This window comes from Pseudomonas sp. BAV 4579, assembly GCF_009765395.1.
Classification (GTDB): domain Bacteria; phylum Pseudomonadota; class Gammaproteobacteria; order Pseudomonadales; family Pseudomonadaceae; genus Chryseomonas; species Chryseomonas aestiva.
In genome coordinates, this window is the sequence record NZ_WHOV01000002.1 from 186,196 (window position 1) to 202,146 (window position 15,951).

At 66.9% G+C, this 15,951-nt stretch carries 13 protein-coding genes and 2 pseudogenes; 6 read left to right on the top strand and 9 right to left on the bottom strand.

Annotated features, from left to right (window positions below; all coding sequences use genetic code 11):
* Window positions 1–2 precede the first annotated feature (2 nt).
* The 6 genes and pseudogenes from GSQ95_RS00935 to GSQ95_RS00960 form a co-directional block, all read right to left on the bottom strand.
* A complete protein-coding gene (locus GSQ95_RS00935) occupies window positions 3–1,412 on the bottom strand; it encodes an MFS transporter (protein ID WP_158973727.1) in 1,410 nt (469 codons plus the stop codon).
* Window positions 1,413–1,558: 146 nt separating this feature from the next.
* Window positions 1,559–2,509, bottom strand: a complete 951-nt coding sequence (locus GSQ95_RS00940) for a sugar-binding transcriptional regulator (protein WP_158890055.1) — start codon at window positions 2,507–2,509, stop codon at window positions 1,559–1,561.
* 321 nt (window positions 2,510–2,830) lie between these two features.
* Entirely contained in the window at window positions 2,831–3,631 is an 801-nt protein-coding gene (locus tag GSQ95_RS00945) for an SDR family oxidoreductase (RefSeq protein ID WP_158890053.1), read from the bottom strand.
* Window positions 3,632–3,816: 185 nt separating this feature from the next.
* Window positions 3,817–4,580 (bottom strand): annotated as a pseudogene (locus tag GSQ95_RS00950) (SDR family oxidoreductase).
* Window positions 4,581–4,594: 14 nt separating this feature from the next.
* A complete protein-coding gene (locus tag GSQ95_RS00955) occupies window positions 4,595–6,100 on the bottom strand; it encodes a sugar ABC transporter ATP-binding protein (protein WP_158890051.1) in 1,506 nt (501 codons plus the stop codon).
* A gap of 100 nt (window positions 6,101–6,200) precedes the next feature.
* Entirely contained in the window at window positions 6,201–7,163 is a 963-nt protein-coding gene (locus GSQ95_RS00960; protein ID WP_256664446.1) for a sugar ABC transporter substrate-binding protein, read from the bottom strand.
* On the opposite strand from GSQ95_RS00960, the pseudogene GSQ95_RS00965 reads away from it, so the two are divergent.
* The 3 genes and pseudogenes from GSQ95_RS00965 to GSQ95_RS00975 form a co-directional block, all read left to right on the top strand.
* Window positions 7,083–7,703: pseudogene (locus GSQ95_RS00965) on the top strand (transketolase); the annotation flags it as partial. The gene GSQ95_RS00960 and the pseudogene GSQ95_RS00965 sit on opposite strands and share 81 nt — an antisense overlap.
* Entirely contained in the window at window positions 7,693–8,649 is a 957-nt protein-coding gene (locus tag GSQ95_RS00970; RefSeq protein WP_158890049.1) for a transketolase family protein, read from the top strand. The pseudogene GSQ95_RS00965 and the gene GSQ95_RS00970, both read left to right, overlap by 11 nt.
* Before the next feature lie 40 nt (window positions 8,650–8,689).
* Complete coding sequence (locus tag GSQ95_RS00975; protein ID WP_158890047.1) at window positions 8,690–10,162, top strand: FGGY family carbohydrate kinase; 1,473 nt, start codon at window positions 8,690–8,692, stop codon at window positions 10,160–10,162.
* Window positions 10,163–10,469: 307 nt separating this feature from the next.
* On the opposite strand, the gene GSQ95_RS00980 is transcribed toward GSQ95_RS00975, so the two are convergent.
* Window positions 10,470–12,260 carry an ATP-binding protein gene (locus tag GSQ95_RS00980; protein ID WP_158890045.1) on the bottom strand — a complete coding sequence of 597 codons (1,791 nt, stop codon included), beginning with the start codon at window positions 12,258–12,260 and terminating at the stop codon, window positions 10,470–10,472.
* Window positions 12,257–13,606, bottom strand: coding sequence for a sigma-54-dependent response regulator transcription factor AlgB (algB, locus tag GSQ95_RS00985; protein WP_133860284.1), 1,350 nt, complete (start codon window positions 13,604–13,606; stop codon window positions 12,257–12,259). Before algB ends, GSQ95_RS00980 begins: the two co-directional genes overlap by 4 nt.
* Before the next feature lie 441 nt (window positions 13,607–14,047).
* Between algB and GSQ95_RS00990 the strand changes: the two genes are divergently transcribed.
* The 3 genes from GSQ95_RS00990 (at window position 14,048) to GSQ95_RS00995 (ending at window position 14,725) form a co-directional block, all read left to right on the top strand.
* On the top strand, window positions 14,048–14,302 hold the full coding sequence (locus GSQ95_RS00990; protein ID WP_007160204.1) for a hypothetical protein: 255 nt from the start codon (window positions 14,048–14,050) through the stop codon (window positions 14,300–14,302).
* A gap of 10 nt (window positions 14,303–14,312) precedes the next feature.
* The gene (locus GSQ95_RS26075; RefSeq protein ID WP_178118362.1) at window positions 14,313–14,483 is read left to right on the top strand and encodes a hypothetical protein; all 171 of its coding nucleotides are present in this window, start codon (window positions 14,313–14,315) and stop codon (window positions 14,481–14,483) included.
* An 80-nt stretch (window positions 14,484–14,563) separates the two neighbouring features.
* A complete protein-coding gene (locus GSQ95_RS00995; protein ID WP_007160206.1) occupies window positions 14,564–14,725 on the top strand; it encodes a DUF1328 domain-containing protein in 162 nt (53 codons plus the stop codon).
* A gap of 316 nt (window positions 14,726–15,041) precedes the next feature.
* Here GSQ95_RS00995 and GSQ95_RS01000 read toward each other — a convergent pair whose 3' ends face one another.
* On the bottom strand, window positions 15,042–15,941 hold the full coding sequence (locus tag GSQ95_RS01000) for an HlyD family secretion protein (RefSeq protein ID WP_158890043.1): 900 nt from the start codon (window positions 15,939–15,941) through the stop codon (window positions 15,042–15,044).
* Between the last annotated feature and the right edge of the window lie 10 nt (window positions 15,942–15,951).

Below are 15,951 nucleotides of genomic sequence, written 5' to 3' on the forward strand. Positions count from 1 at the left end.
CTTCAGCGGGCGATGTCCTCCAGTGCCCGGTTGCGGGTGCGCGGGCCGAACAGGCCGATGGTCAGCACCACGATCAGCATGCTGGCGACGATGAAGGCGAGCACGCCCGGGGTGCCCAGGCGCTCCAGCAGGGTGCCGATCAGCAGGCTGCTGAACACCGTGGACAGCCGGCTGAAGGAATAGCAGAAGCCCACCGCCCGGGCGCGGATGGCGGTGGGAAACAGCTCGGCCTGGTAGGAGTGGAAGGCGAAGGTCAGCCAGGCGTTGCAGAAGGTGATGCCGATGCCACAGAGGATCAGACCGAGGGCGCCCTGCTGCAGGGCGAACAGGCTGCCGAAGCCCACCGTCCCCAGGGCGGAGCCGACGATCTGCCACTTGTTCTCGAAGCGATTGGCGATGCGCACGAACAGCAGCGGCCCTAGCGGATAGGCGAGGGTGATGACGAAGGCATAGCCCAGGCTGTGGGTCAGGCTCACGCCCTGGCCGGAGAGCAGCGCCGGCAGCCAGTTGCCGAAGCCGAAGAAGCCGATGGCCTGGAACAGGTTGAAGACGATCAGCATGATCACCCGGCGCCGATAGGGTGGTTGCCACAGCGCCGCGAAGCGCGCGCTTACCGCAGGTTCTTCCACCACTGCCGCTGGCGGCGGCAGCGGCTGGCCGCAGTCGGCCTGGCAGGCGGCTTCCAGGCGCTCCACGCCCTGTTCGGCTTCGTCCAGCCGGCCCTGCTGGGCCAGCCAGCGCGGTGATTCGGGCAGGCGCTGGCGCAGCCACCAGATGAACAGGGCGAAGACGGCACTGGACAGCACCACCCAGCGCCAGCCGGAGATCCCCAGCGGCGCCTGGGGCACCAGCCACCAAGACAGCAACGCCACCGCCGGCACCGAGAGGAACTGGAGGGCGAAGGCGAAGGCGAACGCCGAAGTGCGCATGGCCTTGGGCACCAGTTCCGACAGATAGGCGTCGATGGTCACCAGCTCCAGGCCCAGGCCGATGCCCACCACGAAGCGCAGGACGATCAGCCCCAGGGCGGTGGTCTGCAGGCCCATGGCCAGGGTCGCCAGGGTGTAGCCGACCAGCGCCCAGGTAAAGATCGCCCGGCGGCCGAAGCGGTCGGCGATGGGGCTGAGCAGGCTGGCGCCGACGAACAGGCCGAGAAAGGTGGCCGCGGCGAAGGCGGCCTGGTCGGAGACGCCGAACACCCCGGCCGCGCCGGTCTGGAAGACGCCATCGCGCAACAGACCGGGGCTGATGTAGGCGGTCTGGAACAGGTCGTAGAGTTCGAAGAAGCCGCCGATGGACAGCAGCGCCACCAGGCGCCACAGGCTGCGGGTGGCTGGCAGGCGATCGAGACGCGCCGACAGGGCGGCGGCGCTGGGAGGGGGGCAGGGCAGTGGCCGAAGCCGAAGACGCAGAGGTCATGGGACGCTATCCAGAGAACAGTCGTCCTACAGCTTACGGATCAGCCCGTGCCGAATGTTGCCAAAGATTTCCAAGTGCAACGTACGGTTTGGCAGGAAATCGCGTTTTCGAGCCGGTTTCTGGCAGCGCCTTGCGTCGATCAGGGAACCAGCGCTAGAGCGGTGCGCAGATCGACCACCAGGACATCCAGATAACCACCCTGTAGCGCGCCGCGAATGGCGTTGACCTTGCGCAGGCCGCCGGCCAGACCCACCACGCGGTCGATCTTCAGCAGTTGCGGCAGATCCACCGCGACCACCGTCTCTTCGCTGTCGTCCAGCACCGGCCGGCCCTGGGCATCGAAGTACCTCAGGCAGATGTCGCCCACCGCGCCGCGGGCTGCGAGCACCTCCAGCATGGCCTCGCCATGGTAGTTGCCGCTGTTGCGCAGCAGCTGCGACGGCTCCAGTTCGCCGATGCCGACCAGCGCCACGGTGAGCCGGGCGAAGCGTTCGGTCACCTCGCGCACCTCGTCCAGCTGCAGGATGCGCTGGCGACTTTCCGGTGACTGCTCGATGCTCTGGGACGGCAGCAGATAGGCCGGGCAACCCAGCAGGTTGGCCAGTTGCTGGGTCAGCAGGGTGGCCTCGAAGGCGCCCTTGTTGCCGACCCCGCCGAGCAGCTGCACCACCTCGGTCGCGCCCTGGCGACTGCTGCCCCGGTGCATGTGGCCGACCATGGCGCGGATGGTGGAGCTCCAGGAGGAGATGCCGATGTGGTCCTTCTCGGTGACGCTGGTTTCCAGGTAGTGGGCGGCCGCCGAGCCGATGGCCTGCTTGATGGCCTCTTCGTCGTCGCCGGTGGGCTCCACCACGATGGCCTGGCGGATGTCGTAGCGCTGCTGCAGCTGACGCTCCAGTTCCAGATGGAAGTTGCGCGGGCGCTGCACCGAGATGCGCACGATGCCTTCCTTGAGCGCTCGGCTCAGGGCGCGGCTGACGAAGGATTGCGACAGGTCGAGCTGTTCGGAGATCTGCGACTGCTTAAGTCCCTCTTCGTAGTAGAGGGAGGCGATCTTGGTCAGCAGGCGTTGTTCTTCGAGGTTACTCATCCAGATTCCCGGTACCAGCGGATACGCCGCGCTCGCGGCCGCCAGCCCGGACCGGGAAGTCCCCTGGCCGCGACGAACCACCGAAAAGCAGGCACGTACCTGTTAGAAAGGCGCATTTTCCAGCTATTTTCCCTCAGCCTCCCGCCGGACGCCAAGGCTTTTGCGGCCGGGCGTCCTTGCCCGAGGCTGCTCGTCAGCGCGCGAGCTAGCGTCAGGCAAGGCGAAAAGCCCTGAGGAAGCGGAGTTTACGAGTGGTAAATGAACATTCCGAAGGGCTTTCAACGCCGTTTGGCCGACGGGTAGCCGCCTATGAGCAGCTTCTCAGGACATGATCAGGCCACCGTCCACATTGATCGCCTGGCCGGTGATGTAGCCGGCGTCCGCCGAGGCGAGGAAGGCCACCAGGCCGGCCACGTCGGCGGGGGTGCCGGCGCGCTTCATGGGAATGTTGCCGACCCACTCGGTCATCAGTTCGCCCTGGCCATAGCGCTTTTCCGGGGTGGAAAGGATCTCACCCCAGACCCGGTCGTTGTAGTCCCACATCTCGCTTTCGATGATGCCCGGGCAGAAGGCATTGACCGTGATGCCATGGCGCGCCAGTTCATGGGCCAGACTCTGGGTGATGCCGATGACGCCCATCTTGCTCGCCGCATAGTGCGGCGTGTAGATGAAGCCCTGGCGACCCTGGCCGGAGCTGGTGTTGATCAGGCGTCCGCCACGCCCGGCGGCGACCATGCGCTTGGCCGCCTCGCGGCAGCACAGCCAGACGCCGGTGGTGTTGACCTGCAGGATGCGATCGAAGTCCTCGCGCGGCATGCGGTCGAAGGCGTCGATGGTGATGATCCCGGCGTTCTGCACCGAAACGTCGATGCGACCGAAGCGGGCCTCGGCCTGGGCATAGAGGTCGGCCACCGCCGCCTCGTCGGTGATGTCCACCACCAGCGGCAGCACCTCGGCACCGGTCTCGGCGGCCAGCCGCGCGGCGGTGTCGTCCACCCGCTCGGCGTTGGAGACCAGCACCAGGTTGGCGCCCTCACGACCGAAGCGCTCGGCGATACCCTCACCCATGCCGCGGCAACCGCCGGTGATGACCACGGTCTGACCTGCGAAGCGACGTTCCACGTGAAACCTCCTAGAGCTATAGGCCACGATCCCGCGAGCTAGAGCCAAACAAGGCGAAGACAGCTGAGGACGCGGACCGGGCTTGCGCTCAAGTTTACGAGTGGTAAATGAGCAGTCCGACCGGGCTGGCGATCCAGGCTGTATTCAACGCAGGTTGGCCGAAGCGCAGCAGATCGTGAAAGGCGTTACCAGCAGACGAAACCACCATCGACGATCAGATCGACGCCGGTGCAAAAGGACGCCGCCGGGCTGCAGAGGAAGATCGCCGGACCGACCATTTCCTCCACCTCGGCCATGCGGCCCAGCGGGGTGGTCTGCTCGAAGATCTTGACCTGGTCGGCCACCTCGGGACGGGTGTTCATCGGCGTGGCGGTATAGCCGGGGCTGATGCAGTTGACCCGGATGCCGCGCTCGGCCCACTCCATCGCCAGGCTCTTGGTCAGGTGGATGACCCCGGCCTTGGAGGTGTTGTAGTGGGCCTGCAAGAGGCCGCGGTTGACGATGCTGCCGGACATGGAGGCGATGTTGACGATGGCCCCCTTGCCGCGCGGCAGCATGACCCGCGCCTGCGCCTGGCAGCTGTGCATCACCCCGGTGAGGTTGATGTCGAGCATGCGCTGCCAGCGCTCTAGTTCCAGCTCCTCGGCCGGCTGGGCGTTGGCGATGCCGGCGCTGTTGACCGCGAGATTCAGGGGGCCGAGTTCGGCCTCGGTACGGGCCACGGCGGCTTCCAGGTCGGCGGCGCTGGTCACCGAGCCTCCAGGGCCAGGGCACGGCGGCCGTGGGCCTGGATCCGCTCGACGGTACCGGCCAGGTCGCGACTGCCGGGCAGGTCGAAGCAGGCCACCTGGGCCCCGGCCTCGGCGAGACCGATGGCGATGGCCTGGCCGATGCCGCTGCCGGCACCGGTGACGAAGGCGGTCTGGCCGCCGAGATCGAAGAGACGCATGGGAGAACTCCTAGTCAGGCGGTAGCCAATTCCATCACGGCCACCGGGGTGGCCTGTTCACGTTCGAGAATGCCCATCTGCTGGCCACGGCTCATCACCATGACCCGGTGCGACAGGCCGAGAACCTCGTCGAGATCCGAGCTGACCACGATCACCGCCATGCCGGTGGCCGCCAGTTCGGCTATCACCTGGTAGATGGCGGCGCGGGCGCCGACGTCGATGCCGCGGGTGGGCTCGTCGAGGATGAAGACCTTGGGATTGCGCGCCAGCCACTTGGCGATGATCACCTTCTGCTGGTTGCCACCCGAGAGGGCGGCGATGGCCTGCTCCGGCTGACCCTTCACGCCGAGCCGCGCCACCGCCTTGCGGGCGAAGGCGCGCAGCTTGCCGGGCGACACCCAGCCGCCGGCGGCGAGCAGATCAGTGTTGCCATAGATGAGGTTTTCCTCGATGGCGTGGTCGACCACCACGCCCTGCTGCTTGCGATCCTCGGGCACCAGCACGATGCCGGCCTGGATGGCTTCGCACGGGCTGGCGAAGCGGCAGGTCCGGCCTTCCAGCACCAGGGTGCCGGTGACCTGTTCGGCCGCGCCGGCGATGGCGCGGACCAGTTCGGTACGGCCGGCGCCGACCACCCCGGCGACGCCGAACACCTCGCCGGCGCGCACCGCGAAATCGATGTGCTTGAGCGGCATCTCGCGGCAGCTGAGATCCTTGACCCGCAGCACCTCCTGCGTACCGGGCGCGGCCATGGTCGGGAAGATGCGTTCCACGCTGCGCCCGACCATCTCTTCCACCAGTTGCCGCACCGGCACCTGGGCGGTGGCGTGCAAGGCGATCTGGCGGCCGTCGCGCAAGACCAGCACCCGGTCGGCGATGCGCGCGATCTCTTCCAGGCGATGGCTGATATAGATGAAGGACACGCCCTCGGCCTTGAGCCGCTCGACCTGGGCGAACAGCAACTCGGTTTCTTCGCCACCCAGGGCCGCGGTGGGCTCGTCGAGGATCAGCAGGCGTGCCTTGAGGGGCAGAGCCTTGGCGATCTCCACCAGTTGCTGGGCAGCCACGCTGAGGCCGGCCACGGTGCGTGTGGCGGGTACCTTCAGGCCCAGTCGATCCAGCTGGCGCTGGGCCTCGGTTGCCATGAAGGCGCGATCGATCCGCCCGCCGCGCATGGGCAGGCGGCCGACGAACATGTTTTCAGCGATGGTCAGTTCCGGTAGCAGGCGGATCTCCTGGTGGATCAGGCCGATGCCGGCGGCCAGCGCGGCGCCGGGGGAATCCGGGACGTAGTCGCGACCCAGCCAGGTCATGCGCCCACCGGCCTCGGGGGGTACCAGGCCGGCGATGATCGACGACAGCGTGGACTTGCCGGCGCCGTTCTCGCCGAGCAGGGCCAGGACCTCACCCGGCTGGATGTCGACGTCCACCCCGGCCAGCACCTCGATGCCGGCGTATTTCTTGCCGATGTTTCTCAGGCTGAGAGCGGCGGGCTGTTCCAGGGGCATGACGGCGGACATGGGGCCTCCGAAGGGGGAGCAGAAGCTGTGCCTCCCTCGGGAGGCACCTGGATAAGGGCGGGAGGCGGCGGCCGTTACCCGCCGCTGGCCAGACGATCCGTTACGGGTGGTTCTCGATGAAGGGGGCGACATTATCCTTGGTGGTCAGGATCGCCTCCTGCAACTGCTCCTTGGGTACCTGCTTGCCTTCCTTGAGCGCCACCGCCGATTCCAGGGCCATGCGCCCCATCTTGCGGGTCTGCTGGGTCATGGTGGCGGACAGGGTGCCGGCGGCCACGGCCTTGAGGCCGGCCACGTCGCCGTCGAAGCCGACGATGGTCACCGGATGGTCGAGGTTGGCGACCTTGACCGCCTGGGCGGCACCCAAGGCCATGGCGTCGGCCCGGCCGAAGAAGACGCTGATGTTGGGATCGCGCTGGAGCATGTCCTGGGCCACGGCGAAGCCCTTGTCCTGGGCCCACTCGGCGGGCTGCTGGGCGACCACCTTCAGCTCGGGAAACTTGGCCAGGCCTTCGGCAAAGCCCTTGGCGCGATCGTTTTCCGGCGTGGTGCCGATCTGGCCCTGGAGGATGGCGACGCGGCCCTTGCCGTTGGTGACCTTGCCGACGTATTCGGCCAGGGTGCGGGCGGCGGCGACGCTGTCGCTGGCGATGAAGGTGTCACCCGGGGCGTCGGGGGCGTTGCGGTCCACCGCCACTACCGGGATGCCGGCGGCCTTGGCCGCCTTGACCGGGACACCGGCGGCGGTGGCGCCGGCCGGGATGTAGATCAGGGCATCGACCTGGCGGGTGATCAGGTCCTGGATCTGGTTGACCTGGGTCGCCGAGTTGCCCTGGGCGTCCACGGTGATCACCTTGATGCCCTTGGCCTTGCCTTCGGCCTCGACGGCCTGCTTGATCTGGTTGAAGAAGTCGGCCTGCAGGTTGGCCACGGCCAGGCCCACGGTGAGTTCCTTGGCCTGGGCATTGAGGGCGCCGGTGCAGGTGATGGCGTCGGCGGCCTCTACTGCTGCCTGGCCGAGGCCGGCTACTTCCCGCCGGAATGGCTCGACACCTACCAGCATTTCGACTCCCACCTGCCGGGTCATCCGGTGCGGCAGAAGACCCCTGGCATCGAGCTCAACACCGGCGCCCTCGGCCACGGCCTCCCGGTCGCCACGGGGATCGCCCTGGCCGCGCAACGCGATGGCAGTCCGCGCCGCGTCTATGTACTGACCGGTGATGGCGAACTGGGCGAGGGCTCCAACTGGAAGTCGGCGCTGACCGCCGCCAAGTACCGGCTGGACAACCTCACGGTGATCGTCGACCACAACCGCCTGCAACTGGCCGGTCCCACCGCCGAGATCCTGCCGCTGGAACCCCTGGCCGAGAAGTGGCGCGCCTTCGGCTTCCATGTGGTCGAGTGCGATGGCAACGACGTGGCCCAGTTGGTGGAGACCCTGGAAGCGCTGCGCGAACACCGCGGCCAGCCCCAGGTGCTGATCGCCAATACCGTCAAAGGCAAGGGGGTTTCCTTCATCGAAGGCAAACCCGAATGGCACCACCGGGTGCCCAAGGGCGACGAGATCGCCGCTGCACTGGAGGAGCTCGACCATGGCCACTGATACCCAGACCCCGGGCGAAGCCCATCTCGCCAGCGTCATGGTCGAGGCCTTCATCGCCGCGGTGGACGCCGGCGTCGACCTGGTGCCGGTGGTCAGCGACTCCACCTCCACGGCCAAGATCGGCCCCTTCGTCAAACGCTTCCCGGAGCGCCTGGTCAACGTCGGCATCGCCGAACAGACCCTGGTCGGGGTGGCCGCCGGCCTGGGCCTCGCCGGCAAGGTGGCGGTGACCTGCAACGCCGCGCCCTTCCTGATCTCCCGCGCCAACGAACAGGTCAAGGTGGACGTCTGCTACAACAGGTCCAACGTCAAGATGTTCGGCCTCAACGCCGGGGCCAGCTATGGTCCCCTGGCCAGTACCCACCACAGCCTCGACGACATCGCCGTGATGCGCGGCTTCGGCAACGTGGAGATCTATGCGCCGGCCGATGGCCGCGAGTGCCGGCAGATCGTCGAGCACGCTCTGGCCCATGACGGTCCGGTCTATATCCGCCTGGACGGCAAGGCGCTGCCCGATCTGCATGGGCCAGACTACCGTTTCGTCCCCGGTCAGGTCGACGTGCTGCGCCAGGGTCACGACGTCAGCCTGGTGGCCCTGGGTTCGGTGGTCCACGAGGCGGTGGACGCCGCGCGGTCGCTGGCCGAGCAGGGCATCAGCGCCCAGGTGATCAACCTGTCGTCGATCCGTCCGCTGCAGCGCGAGGCCTTGCTGGAAGCCCTCTGCGCCGCCCGCGGCGGGGTGGTCACGGTGGAAGAGCACAACGTCAATGGCGGGGTGGGCAGCCTGGTCGCCGAGGTCATGGCCGAAGCCGCGCTGGGCGTGCCGCTGATCCGCCTGGGCATCGCCGATGGCGAGTATGCCGCCGCCGGTGGCCGCGGCCCGACCCGTGCCAAGCATGGTATCGATGCCGCCGGTATCGTTGCCGCGGTGCAGCGCCTGCGCTGAGGCCCGGGCGTCTGCCACGACAAGTACAACAGGAGCTGCCATGGCCGCCGAACCGCTGATCCTCGCCCTCGACGAGGGCACCACCAATGCCAAGGCGATCCTGGTGGATCGCGCCGGTCGGGTCGTGGCCCGCGGTTCTCGGCCGCTCACCGTCCAGCATCCGCAGGCGGGCTATGCCGAGCAGGATCCCCTGGCCATCTGGCAGGCCCTGCAGGGCGCCATCGGCGATTGCCTGGCCCAGACGGATGCCCCCCTGGCAGCCATCGCCATCAGCAACCAGCGTGAATCCGCCCTGGCCTGGGAGCGTAGCAGCGGCCAGTTGCTCGGCCCGCTGGTGAGCTGGCAGTGCAAGAGATCCCAGCCGCAGTGCGAAGCCTTGCACGCCGCCGGTCATGGCGAGTTGATCCTGCAGCGCAGTGGCCTGGCGCTGGACCCGATGTTTTCCGCCGGCAAATGGCGCTGGCTGCTCGACCAGATTCCCGACGGCACGGCCCGCGCCGCCGCTGGCGAGATCTGCCTGGGCACTGTGGACAGCTGGCTGCTCTGGCAACTCAGCGGTGGCGCGAGCTTTCTCATCGACGCGGCCAATGCGGCCCGTACCCAGTTGCTCGACCTGCGCGGTGGTGACTGGGATCCGCAGCTGCTGGGTCTGTTCGGCATTCCCCGGGCGGCGCTGCCGGAGATCCGCGCCAGTGCCGGCTGCTTTGGCGAGACCCGTGCCCAGGGCCCGCTGCCGGCCGGTCTGCCGATCCTGGCGATGATCGGCGATTCCCATGCGGCGCTGTTCTGCCAGGGTGGTTTCGTCCCGGGCAAGGTCAAGGCCACCCTGGGCACCGGCTCCTCGCTGATGACACCCATCGCCGAACCTGTGGTCTCCGCCCATGGCCTGGCCACCACCCTGGCCTGGCGCCTGGGCAAGACCCCGACCTTTGCCCTGGAAGGCAACATCGTCCACACCGGTGCCGCCGTGGGCTGGACGGCGCGGCTGCTGGGCGGCGCCGGAGAACTGGAGACCCTGGCCGCCGAAGCCGCGGCGCTGCCGGACAACGGTGGCGTCTACTTCGTCCCGGCGTTGGGTGGCCTCGGTGCGCCGCACTGGCGGGCCGAGGCGCGTGGACTGTTCTGCGGCCTGGCCGAGAACTGCGGGCGGGCGCACCTGATGCGCGCGGCCCTGGAAGCCATCGCCTACCAGATCCGCGACGTCTTCGACGCCATGCAGCAGGACAGTCCGACGCCCCTGGAAGAACTCTGGGTGGATGGCGGCGCCACGCGCAACGAATGGCTGCTGCAATTCCAGGCCGATCTCCTGCAGCGCCCGGTGATCTGCAGCCTATCGCCGGAGGTCTCGGCGCTGGGCGCCGCCCACCTGGCCGGCCATGCTTTAGGCTGGTGGCAGGACGCCGCGGCCCTGGCCGATCTCGAACGACCCCGCCGCCGTTACGAACCCCGCGCCAATGCCGTGCCCGAACTCTATGCCGGCTGGCGCCAGGCGCTGGAGCAGACGCTGCTGTAGCGCCCCTAGGTTGGGTTGAGACGGCTCCATCGCCGCAGACCAACAACGCGGATTCGATCTGGGCACTGTTGGGCTGCGCTGCGCTCAGCCCAACCTTCGGCGGCTCTCCCGAAAGGAGAGGGGCCAGCCCGGTAGCGTGGAAAACGGCGCAGCCTTTTCCACTGTGACGTCGTGATGGGCTGTTGCCCTCACCCCAACCCTCTCCCCGAGGGAGAGGGGGCTGTCCGAGCGGGCGTTCGTTTTCATCCGTCCTGGCAGGATCGGGCCGACTGGCGCGACCCTGCTCGCGGGCGGAGGCCGACCTGGCTCAGGTCGGCAGGGTCATGAATATCTGAGTGCCCTGACCGGGGCGGGAGACCACGCCGATGCGGCCCCCGTGCTGGCGGATGATTTCCTTGCACAGGGCCAGGCCCAGGCCGGCGCCGCCCTTCTGGCTGCCGATCTGCACGAAGGGCTCGAACACCCGGCCCTGCTGGGCGTAGGCGATGCCCTCGCCATTGTCCTGCACCGCCATCAGCAGCTGCTCGTTCTGGCGCATGGCCTGGATGACGATACGGCCGCCCGCCGGGGTATGGCGCAGGGCATTGCTCAGCAGGTTGTCGAACACCCGGCCCAGTTGCTTGGGATCCAGGCTGACCCGTGGCAACGGCGTATGCAGCAACTCGACGGCCAGCTCGACATCGCGCTCGCGGGCCTCGTCGGCGTGGCGGGCACGGGCCGCTTCCAGCAGATCGCCGATCTCGCTCGGCAATTTTTCCGGACGCTGCAGACCGCTCTGGTGACGGGAATAGTCCAGCAGGTCGTTAATCAGCTGCACCAGGCGACGGGTTTCCTCGTCCACCGTCTGCAGCAGAAAGGCCTCGCGGGAGTCCGGCGCCACCTTGAGGCGTTCGCGCAACAGACCGAAGGCCATGTGCATGCCGGTGACCGGGGTGCGCAATTCGTGGGAGGCGCGCAGGACGAATTCGTTGCGCACCCGATCGAAGGCGCGCTGCTCGGTGACATCGCGCAGCACCATCAGCGCGCCCACGCTGCGGCCGTCGGCGTGGTTGACCGGGGTCAGACTCCAGGCCAGCAGCCGCACCTCGTCGTCGACGCGGATCTCCAGGTCTTCGGGCGCCGCATCCAGGGCGCCGCCGGCCAGCACCCGCTGCACGCTGGCCTCGATTTCCGGACGCTCCAGGGCCGCGATCAGGGATTCGCCCAGGTGATTCTCGTTCCAGTCCAGCTGGCGGCAGGCCACCGGATTGGCGTGTTCGATGTTGCCCTGAGGATCGAGGATCACCAGGCCGTAGTCGATGCTGTCGAGCACCGCCTGCAGGCGCCGCTGCCCGGCCACCAGCGCCTCGACATTGGTCTGGCTGAGGCGGTGCAGGGCCTGGGCCATGTTGCCGAAGCGGCGGCTGAGCAGGGTGAATTCGGCGATCTGTGAGGTCGGCAGCTGGACGTCGAAGTTGCCCTGGCTGATGCGCTCGGCGGCCTTGGCCAGGCCATCGATGGGTCCGGTGAAGCGCCGGGCGATGCCGTTGGCGGTCACCACCCCGGTGACCAGGATGGCCACGCCGATCAGCGCCAGCAGCAGGGCGATGATCACCGCGCGGTCATGGGCCTCGTCCTGCATGCGCTCCAGGGTCACCACGTAGCTGCGCTGCAGGTCGTAGATGCGCGTGCGCAGCGCATTGAGGGTTTGCTGGAAGCCGCGATCGGCGAGCAACTCGCCATAGCCCGCCGGCGGTGCGCGCAGGTAGTCGGCGAAACGCTGGTAGCGCTGCTTGACGTCTTCCAGGATGGCCAGCTGCTCGGGATTGCGCATCTGGCCCTCGACCCGTTGCAGGTACTCCTGGAAACGCTGCTGGGCCGCCACCAGTGACTGTGGATCAGGTGCCCCGTCGAGCATCTGGAACAGGCTGTTGCTCAGCTCCTGGCGCATGTTCAGCGTCAGGTTGATGAAGTCCAGGTTGCTGCGGGTCTGGACGCTCTGCTCGCGGGCCAGGTGCAGCACGCTGACCAGGCCGACCAGCAGCCCGATGAGGGCTACGGCGATCAGGGCGGAGATGCTGAGAAAGAGGCGGGTGTGCAACTTGATCGGCAGCTTCATAGCCCGTACTGCTTGCGTTTTCGATAGAGCGTGGAGGCGTCGATGCCCAGGGTCTTGGCGGCCTGGTCGAGGGTCTCGCTGGTGGCCATCACCGCGGCGATGTGGGCGCGCTCCAGGGCTTCCAGGCTCAGCGCCTCGCCAACCCGCGGTGCGCTGGCGGCGCCGCTGGTGGCCGGGCTGTCACCCAGGCCCAGGTGATTGACGTCCACCAGATCCTGGCCGCAGATGATGCTCGCGCGTTCGATGACGTTGCGCAGCTCGCGGACGTTGCCTGGCCAGCCGTAGTTGCGCAGGGCGTCCAGGGCCGCCTCGCTGAAGCCGTGGGCGGGTCTGTTGTAGTCCTTGACGAAGCGGGCGAGGAAACGCTCGGCGAGATCGACGATGTCTTCCTTGCGCTCGCGCAGCGGCGGCAGGTTGAGCACGATGACGTTGAGGCGATAGAGCAGGTCTTCGCGGAATTCGTTTTCCGCCACCATCTGTTCCAGGTTGCGGTTGGTGGCGGCGAGGATGCGCACGTCGGCGCGGCGGGTCACCGGATCGCCGACGCGCTCGTATTCCTTGTCCTGGATGAAGCGCAGCAGCTTGGGCTGCAGGGCCAGGGGGAAGTCGCCGATCTCGTCGAGGAAGAGGGTGCCGCCATCGGCCTGGCTGACGCGGCCGAGGGTGCTCTCGCTGGCGCCGGTAAAGGCGCCGCGGGTATGGCCGAACATCTCGCTTTCCATCAGGTCGGCGGACAGCGAGGGGCAGTTGATGGTGACGAAGGTCTTTTTCGCGCGGCGACTCCAGGCGTGGATGGCGCGGGCCAGTTCGCCCTTGCCGGACCCGGACTCGCCGAGGATCAGCACGTTGGCATCGGTGGTGGCGACCTGTCGGGCGGTCTCCAGGATGCTCATCATCGTCGGACTGCGCGAATCGAGGCCGGCGCTGGATTTGCGTACCTCGCCTTCGAGCGCCTCCAGGCGCGCCGAGAGCTGGCGGAATTCCAGCTGCTTGGCCGCGGCCATGCGCAACTGGTCGGGACTGCAGGGTTTGACCAGGTAGTCGGCGGCGCCGGCCTGCATGGCGTCCACCGCGGTGTCGATGGCCGAGTGGGCGGTAACGATCACCACCCGCATCCAGGGCGCCTGGATACGCATCTGCTGGAGGACGTCCAGACCGTTGTCCGCGCCCAGGCGCAGATCGAGAAAGCAGAGGTCGTAGACCTGACGTAGCAGCAGGGCCTCGGCCTGGGCCGCGCTGTTGGCCGTGGCGACGCTGTAGCCGGCGTCTTCCAGACAGAAGCGGAAGGTACGCAGGATGGCGGCTTCGTCGTCCACGAGCAGGATGCGACCGCTGGTTTGTTCCATGACGGCAAAACTCCAGGCCGAAGGGCCGAAACGCGCTAAAGGACAGGGCTGGCAGTTAGTCCATGATACATCGTGCAAGTTGCAATCCGCAGGACCATCGGGCTATCCACCGTCCCTTTGCGAGCATCGTGCAGATCGCAACCCGGAGGGTCGAAAACCGTGAAAAGCCGATTTTCCTGGCGCCGGGGAAGGCTTTTATCCAGTCTTTTGCCGGTGCGCTTGGCAGCCAACCGGACCAGGGAGGTCCGATCAGCCCCTGGCCATCATGCAAAACGCAATGCTTCAGGCGTTGCACCTTGCAAGGTGCATGTGTGGCGGCTACCAGTGAAAACTATAAGTTACTGATTTATAAGGTAAAAAAGGTTTTAGAAAAGCTGGCACGCAGTCTGCACTCTTCTTGGCAAGCCGGCCTTAGGGCCAACGGACTGCAGGAGAGACCCGATGATCAGCCAGACCCTTCGCAAGCACTTGGTAGGTACTGCGCTCTTCGCTTGCTTCGCCAGCGCCGCCGTCGCTGCCCCCCAGGGCCAGGACGTCAGCCGCGAACAGGCACTCATCGCCTCCACCCGCATCGCTGCCCAGGCCATGGTGCCCGCAGCCAAGCCGCTGGCAAGTCAAGGTCGTGGGGAACTCAAAGCCATCCCGGCACAGTCAAACGGTGACCGCCTGGTAAAGCAGACCCGCTGGGTATTTTGAGGTCATGACCATGATGTGGATGCTGCTGGTGATTGTGTTGTTCGCGGCAGCGGCGGTTGTGATCGGTATGGTGCTCAGCGCTTTGATAATGGGTCGTGCGCTCAATCAGACGCACAACCTCAACGGTCTGGATCTCGATCTGACCGCTGTGGAACCACGGATGGCGAGTCTGGATACCTAGGATTTCGCTAATAAAACCACTGCTCGCTGGACAGGTGCTGTCGTCCGCTGAGTGCACTTGTAATACATAGGAGAAACACCATGCTGAGCTGGGCTATCACTTTCCTGATCATCGCGATCATCGCAGGCGTCCTGGGTTTCGGTGGCATCGCCGGTACCGCCACCAGTATTGCCAAGATACTGTTCGTGCTGTTCCTGGTGCTGTTCGTGGTGTCGTTCTTCATGGGCCGTCGTCGTCCCTGACGCCAGCCGCATGAGAGACAGGCTGCCGGTCGTGACGACCGGCAGCCGAGGCGCTGTCATTGAATTGCAGCTTTAAGCCGATTCAATGGACAACCTCGAAGTCGTCTCCTGATCCGAGACGCAAGGGCCACAAGGTCGGGACGCTCTGCAGTAAGGGAGGGTTCCAAGGGTACAGGGAGTACTTTCGCACTCGCGGCGGACTGGGCTGGATACGACCACACCCCTGAATTCGACCGGTTTCGTCTCAAGCGAAACCTGCCGGTGTCAGGGGTGTTGTCGTTTTGGCGCAGTGAAAAGGCGGGCGTCCGGGGCGGGCTCAGCCCTGCCAGAAGGCGTCCCACCAGGAGCGTTCGCCGCGAACGTCTTCCAGTACCACGGTGCAGGTGGTACCGGCCGCCAGCAGCAGGCCCTCGGGCAGTGGATCCAGGGCGATGCGCACCGGTACCCGTTGAGCCAGACGGACCCAGTTGAAGGTGGGATTCACGTCGGCGGTGAGTTCACGACTCTGGGGATTGTCACGGTCGTAGATGCCGCGGGCGATGCTTTCCACATGCCCGCGCAGCGTCTGGCCACTCATCAGGCGCATCTCGGCGGCCGCTCCCACCTGCACATGGGGCAGCTTGGTTTCTTCGAAGTAGCCATAAACCCAGAACGAATGGGCGTCGATGACGGCCAGCTTGGGCGCGCCCGCGGCGGCATAGTCACCCTTGAACACCGAGAGGTTGGTGACGTAGCCGTCGACTGGGGCCAGCACCCGGGTGCGCTTGAGATTGAGGCGCGCCGATTCCAGCTGGGCCTGGGCCTGGCGCAGATCGGCCTCGGCGGCCAGGGCGGCGCTGCTGGCGTCTTCGCGGTTCTCGCGGGAAACCACCAGGCTGTCGATGTCGGCACGGCGGCGGGCATTCTGCTGGCGCATGGCGAGGGTGGCCTTGCGCGCGGCGACCGTGGCCTCGGCCTGATGCACGGCGATCTCGTAGTGCTCCGGATCGATCTGCAGCAGCAGGTCGCCCTGGTTGACCCACTGGTTGTCGCGCACGGCGATCTCGGTCACCAGCCCCGCCACGTCGGGCGCGATGGTGATGACCTCGGCGCGCACCCGGCCATCGCGGGTCCACGGATCGTTCATGTAGTGCACCCAGAGCAGCCGCCCGAGGATCAGCGCCAGGCAGACCACCAGCAGGGTAAAGAGCACGCCAAAGAGTTTCTTGAGGATCATGGCAGGAGTC

Coding starts and splice junctions, on each gene's coding strand:
- GSQ95_RS00940 (WP_158890055.1), bottom strand. CDS start 2,509: ATGAGTAACCTCGAAGAACAACGCCTGCTGACCAAGATCGCCTCCCTC.
- GSQ95_RS00970 (WP_158890049.1), top strand. CDS start 7,693: ATGGCCACTGATACCCAGACCCCGGGCGAAGCCCATCTCGCCAGCGTC.
- GSQ95_RS00980 (WP_158890045.1), bottom strand. CDS start 12,260: ATGAAGCTGCCGATCAAGTTGCACACCCGCCTCTTTCTCAGCATCTCC.
- GSQ95_RS00995 (WP_007160206.1), top strand. CDS start 14,564: ATGCTGAGCTGGGCTATCACTTTCCTGATCATCGCGATCATCGCAGGC.
- GSQ95_RS26075 (WP_178118362.1), top strand. CDS start 14,313: ATGATGTGGATGCTGCTGGTGATTGTGTTGTTCGCGGCAGCGGCGGTT.
- GSQ95_RS00960 (WP_256664446.1), bottom strand. CDS start 7,163: ATGCTGGTAGGTGTCGAGCCATTCCGGCGGGAAGTAGCCGGCCTCGGC.
- algB (WP_133860284.1), bottom strand. CDS start 13,606: ATGGAACAAACCAGCGGTCGCATCCTGCTCGTGGACGACGAAGCCGCC.
- GSQ95_RS00975 (WP_158890047.1), top strand. CDS start 8,690: ATGGCCGCCGAACCGCTGATCCTCGCCCTCGACGAGGGCACCACCAAT.
- GSQ95_RS00955 (WP_158890051.1), bottom strand. CDS start 6,100: ATGTCCGCCGTCATGCCCCTGGAACAGCCCGCCGCTCTCAGCCTGAGA.
- GSQ95_RS01000 (WP_158890043.1), bottom strand. CDS start 15,941: ATGATCCTCAAGAAACTCTTTGGCGTGCTCTTTACCCTGCTGGTGGTC.
- GSQ95_RS00990 (WP_007160204.1), top strand. CDS start 14,048: ATGATCAGCCAGACCCTTCGCAAGCACTTGGTAGGTACTGCGCTCTTC.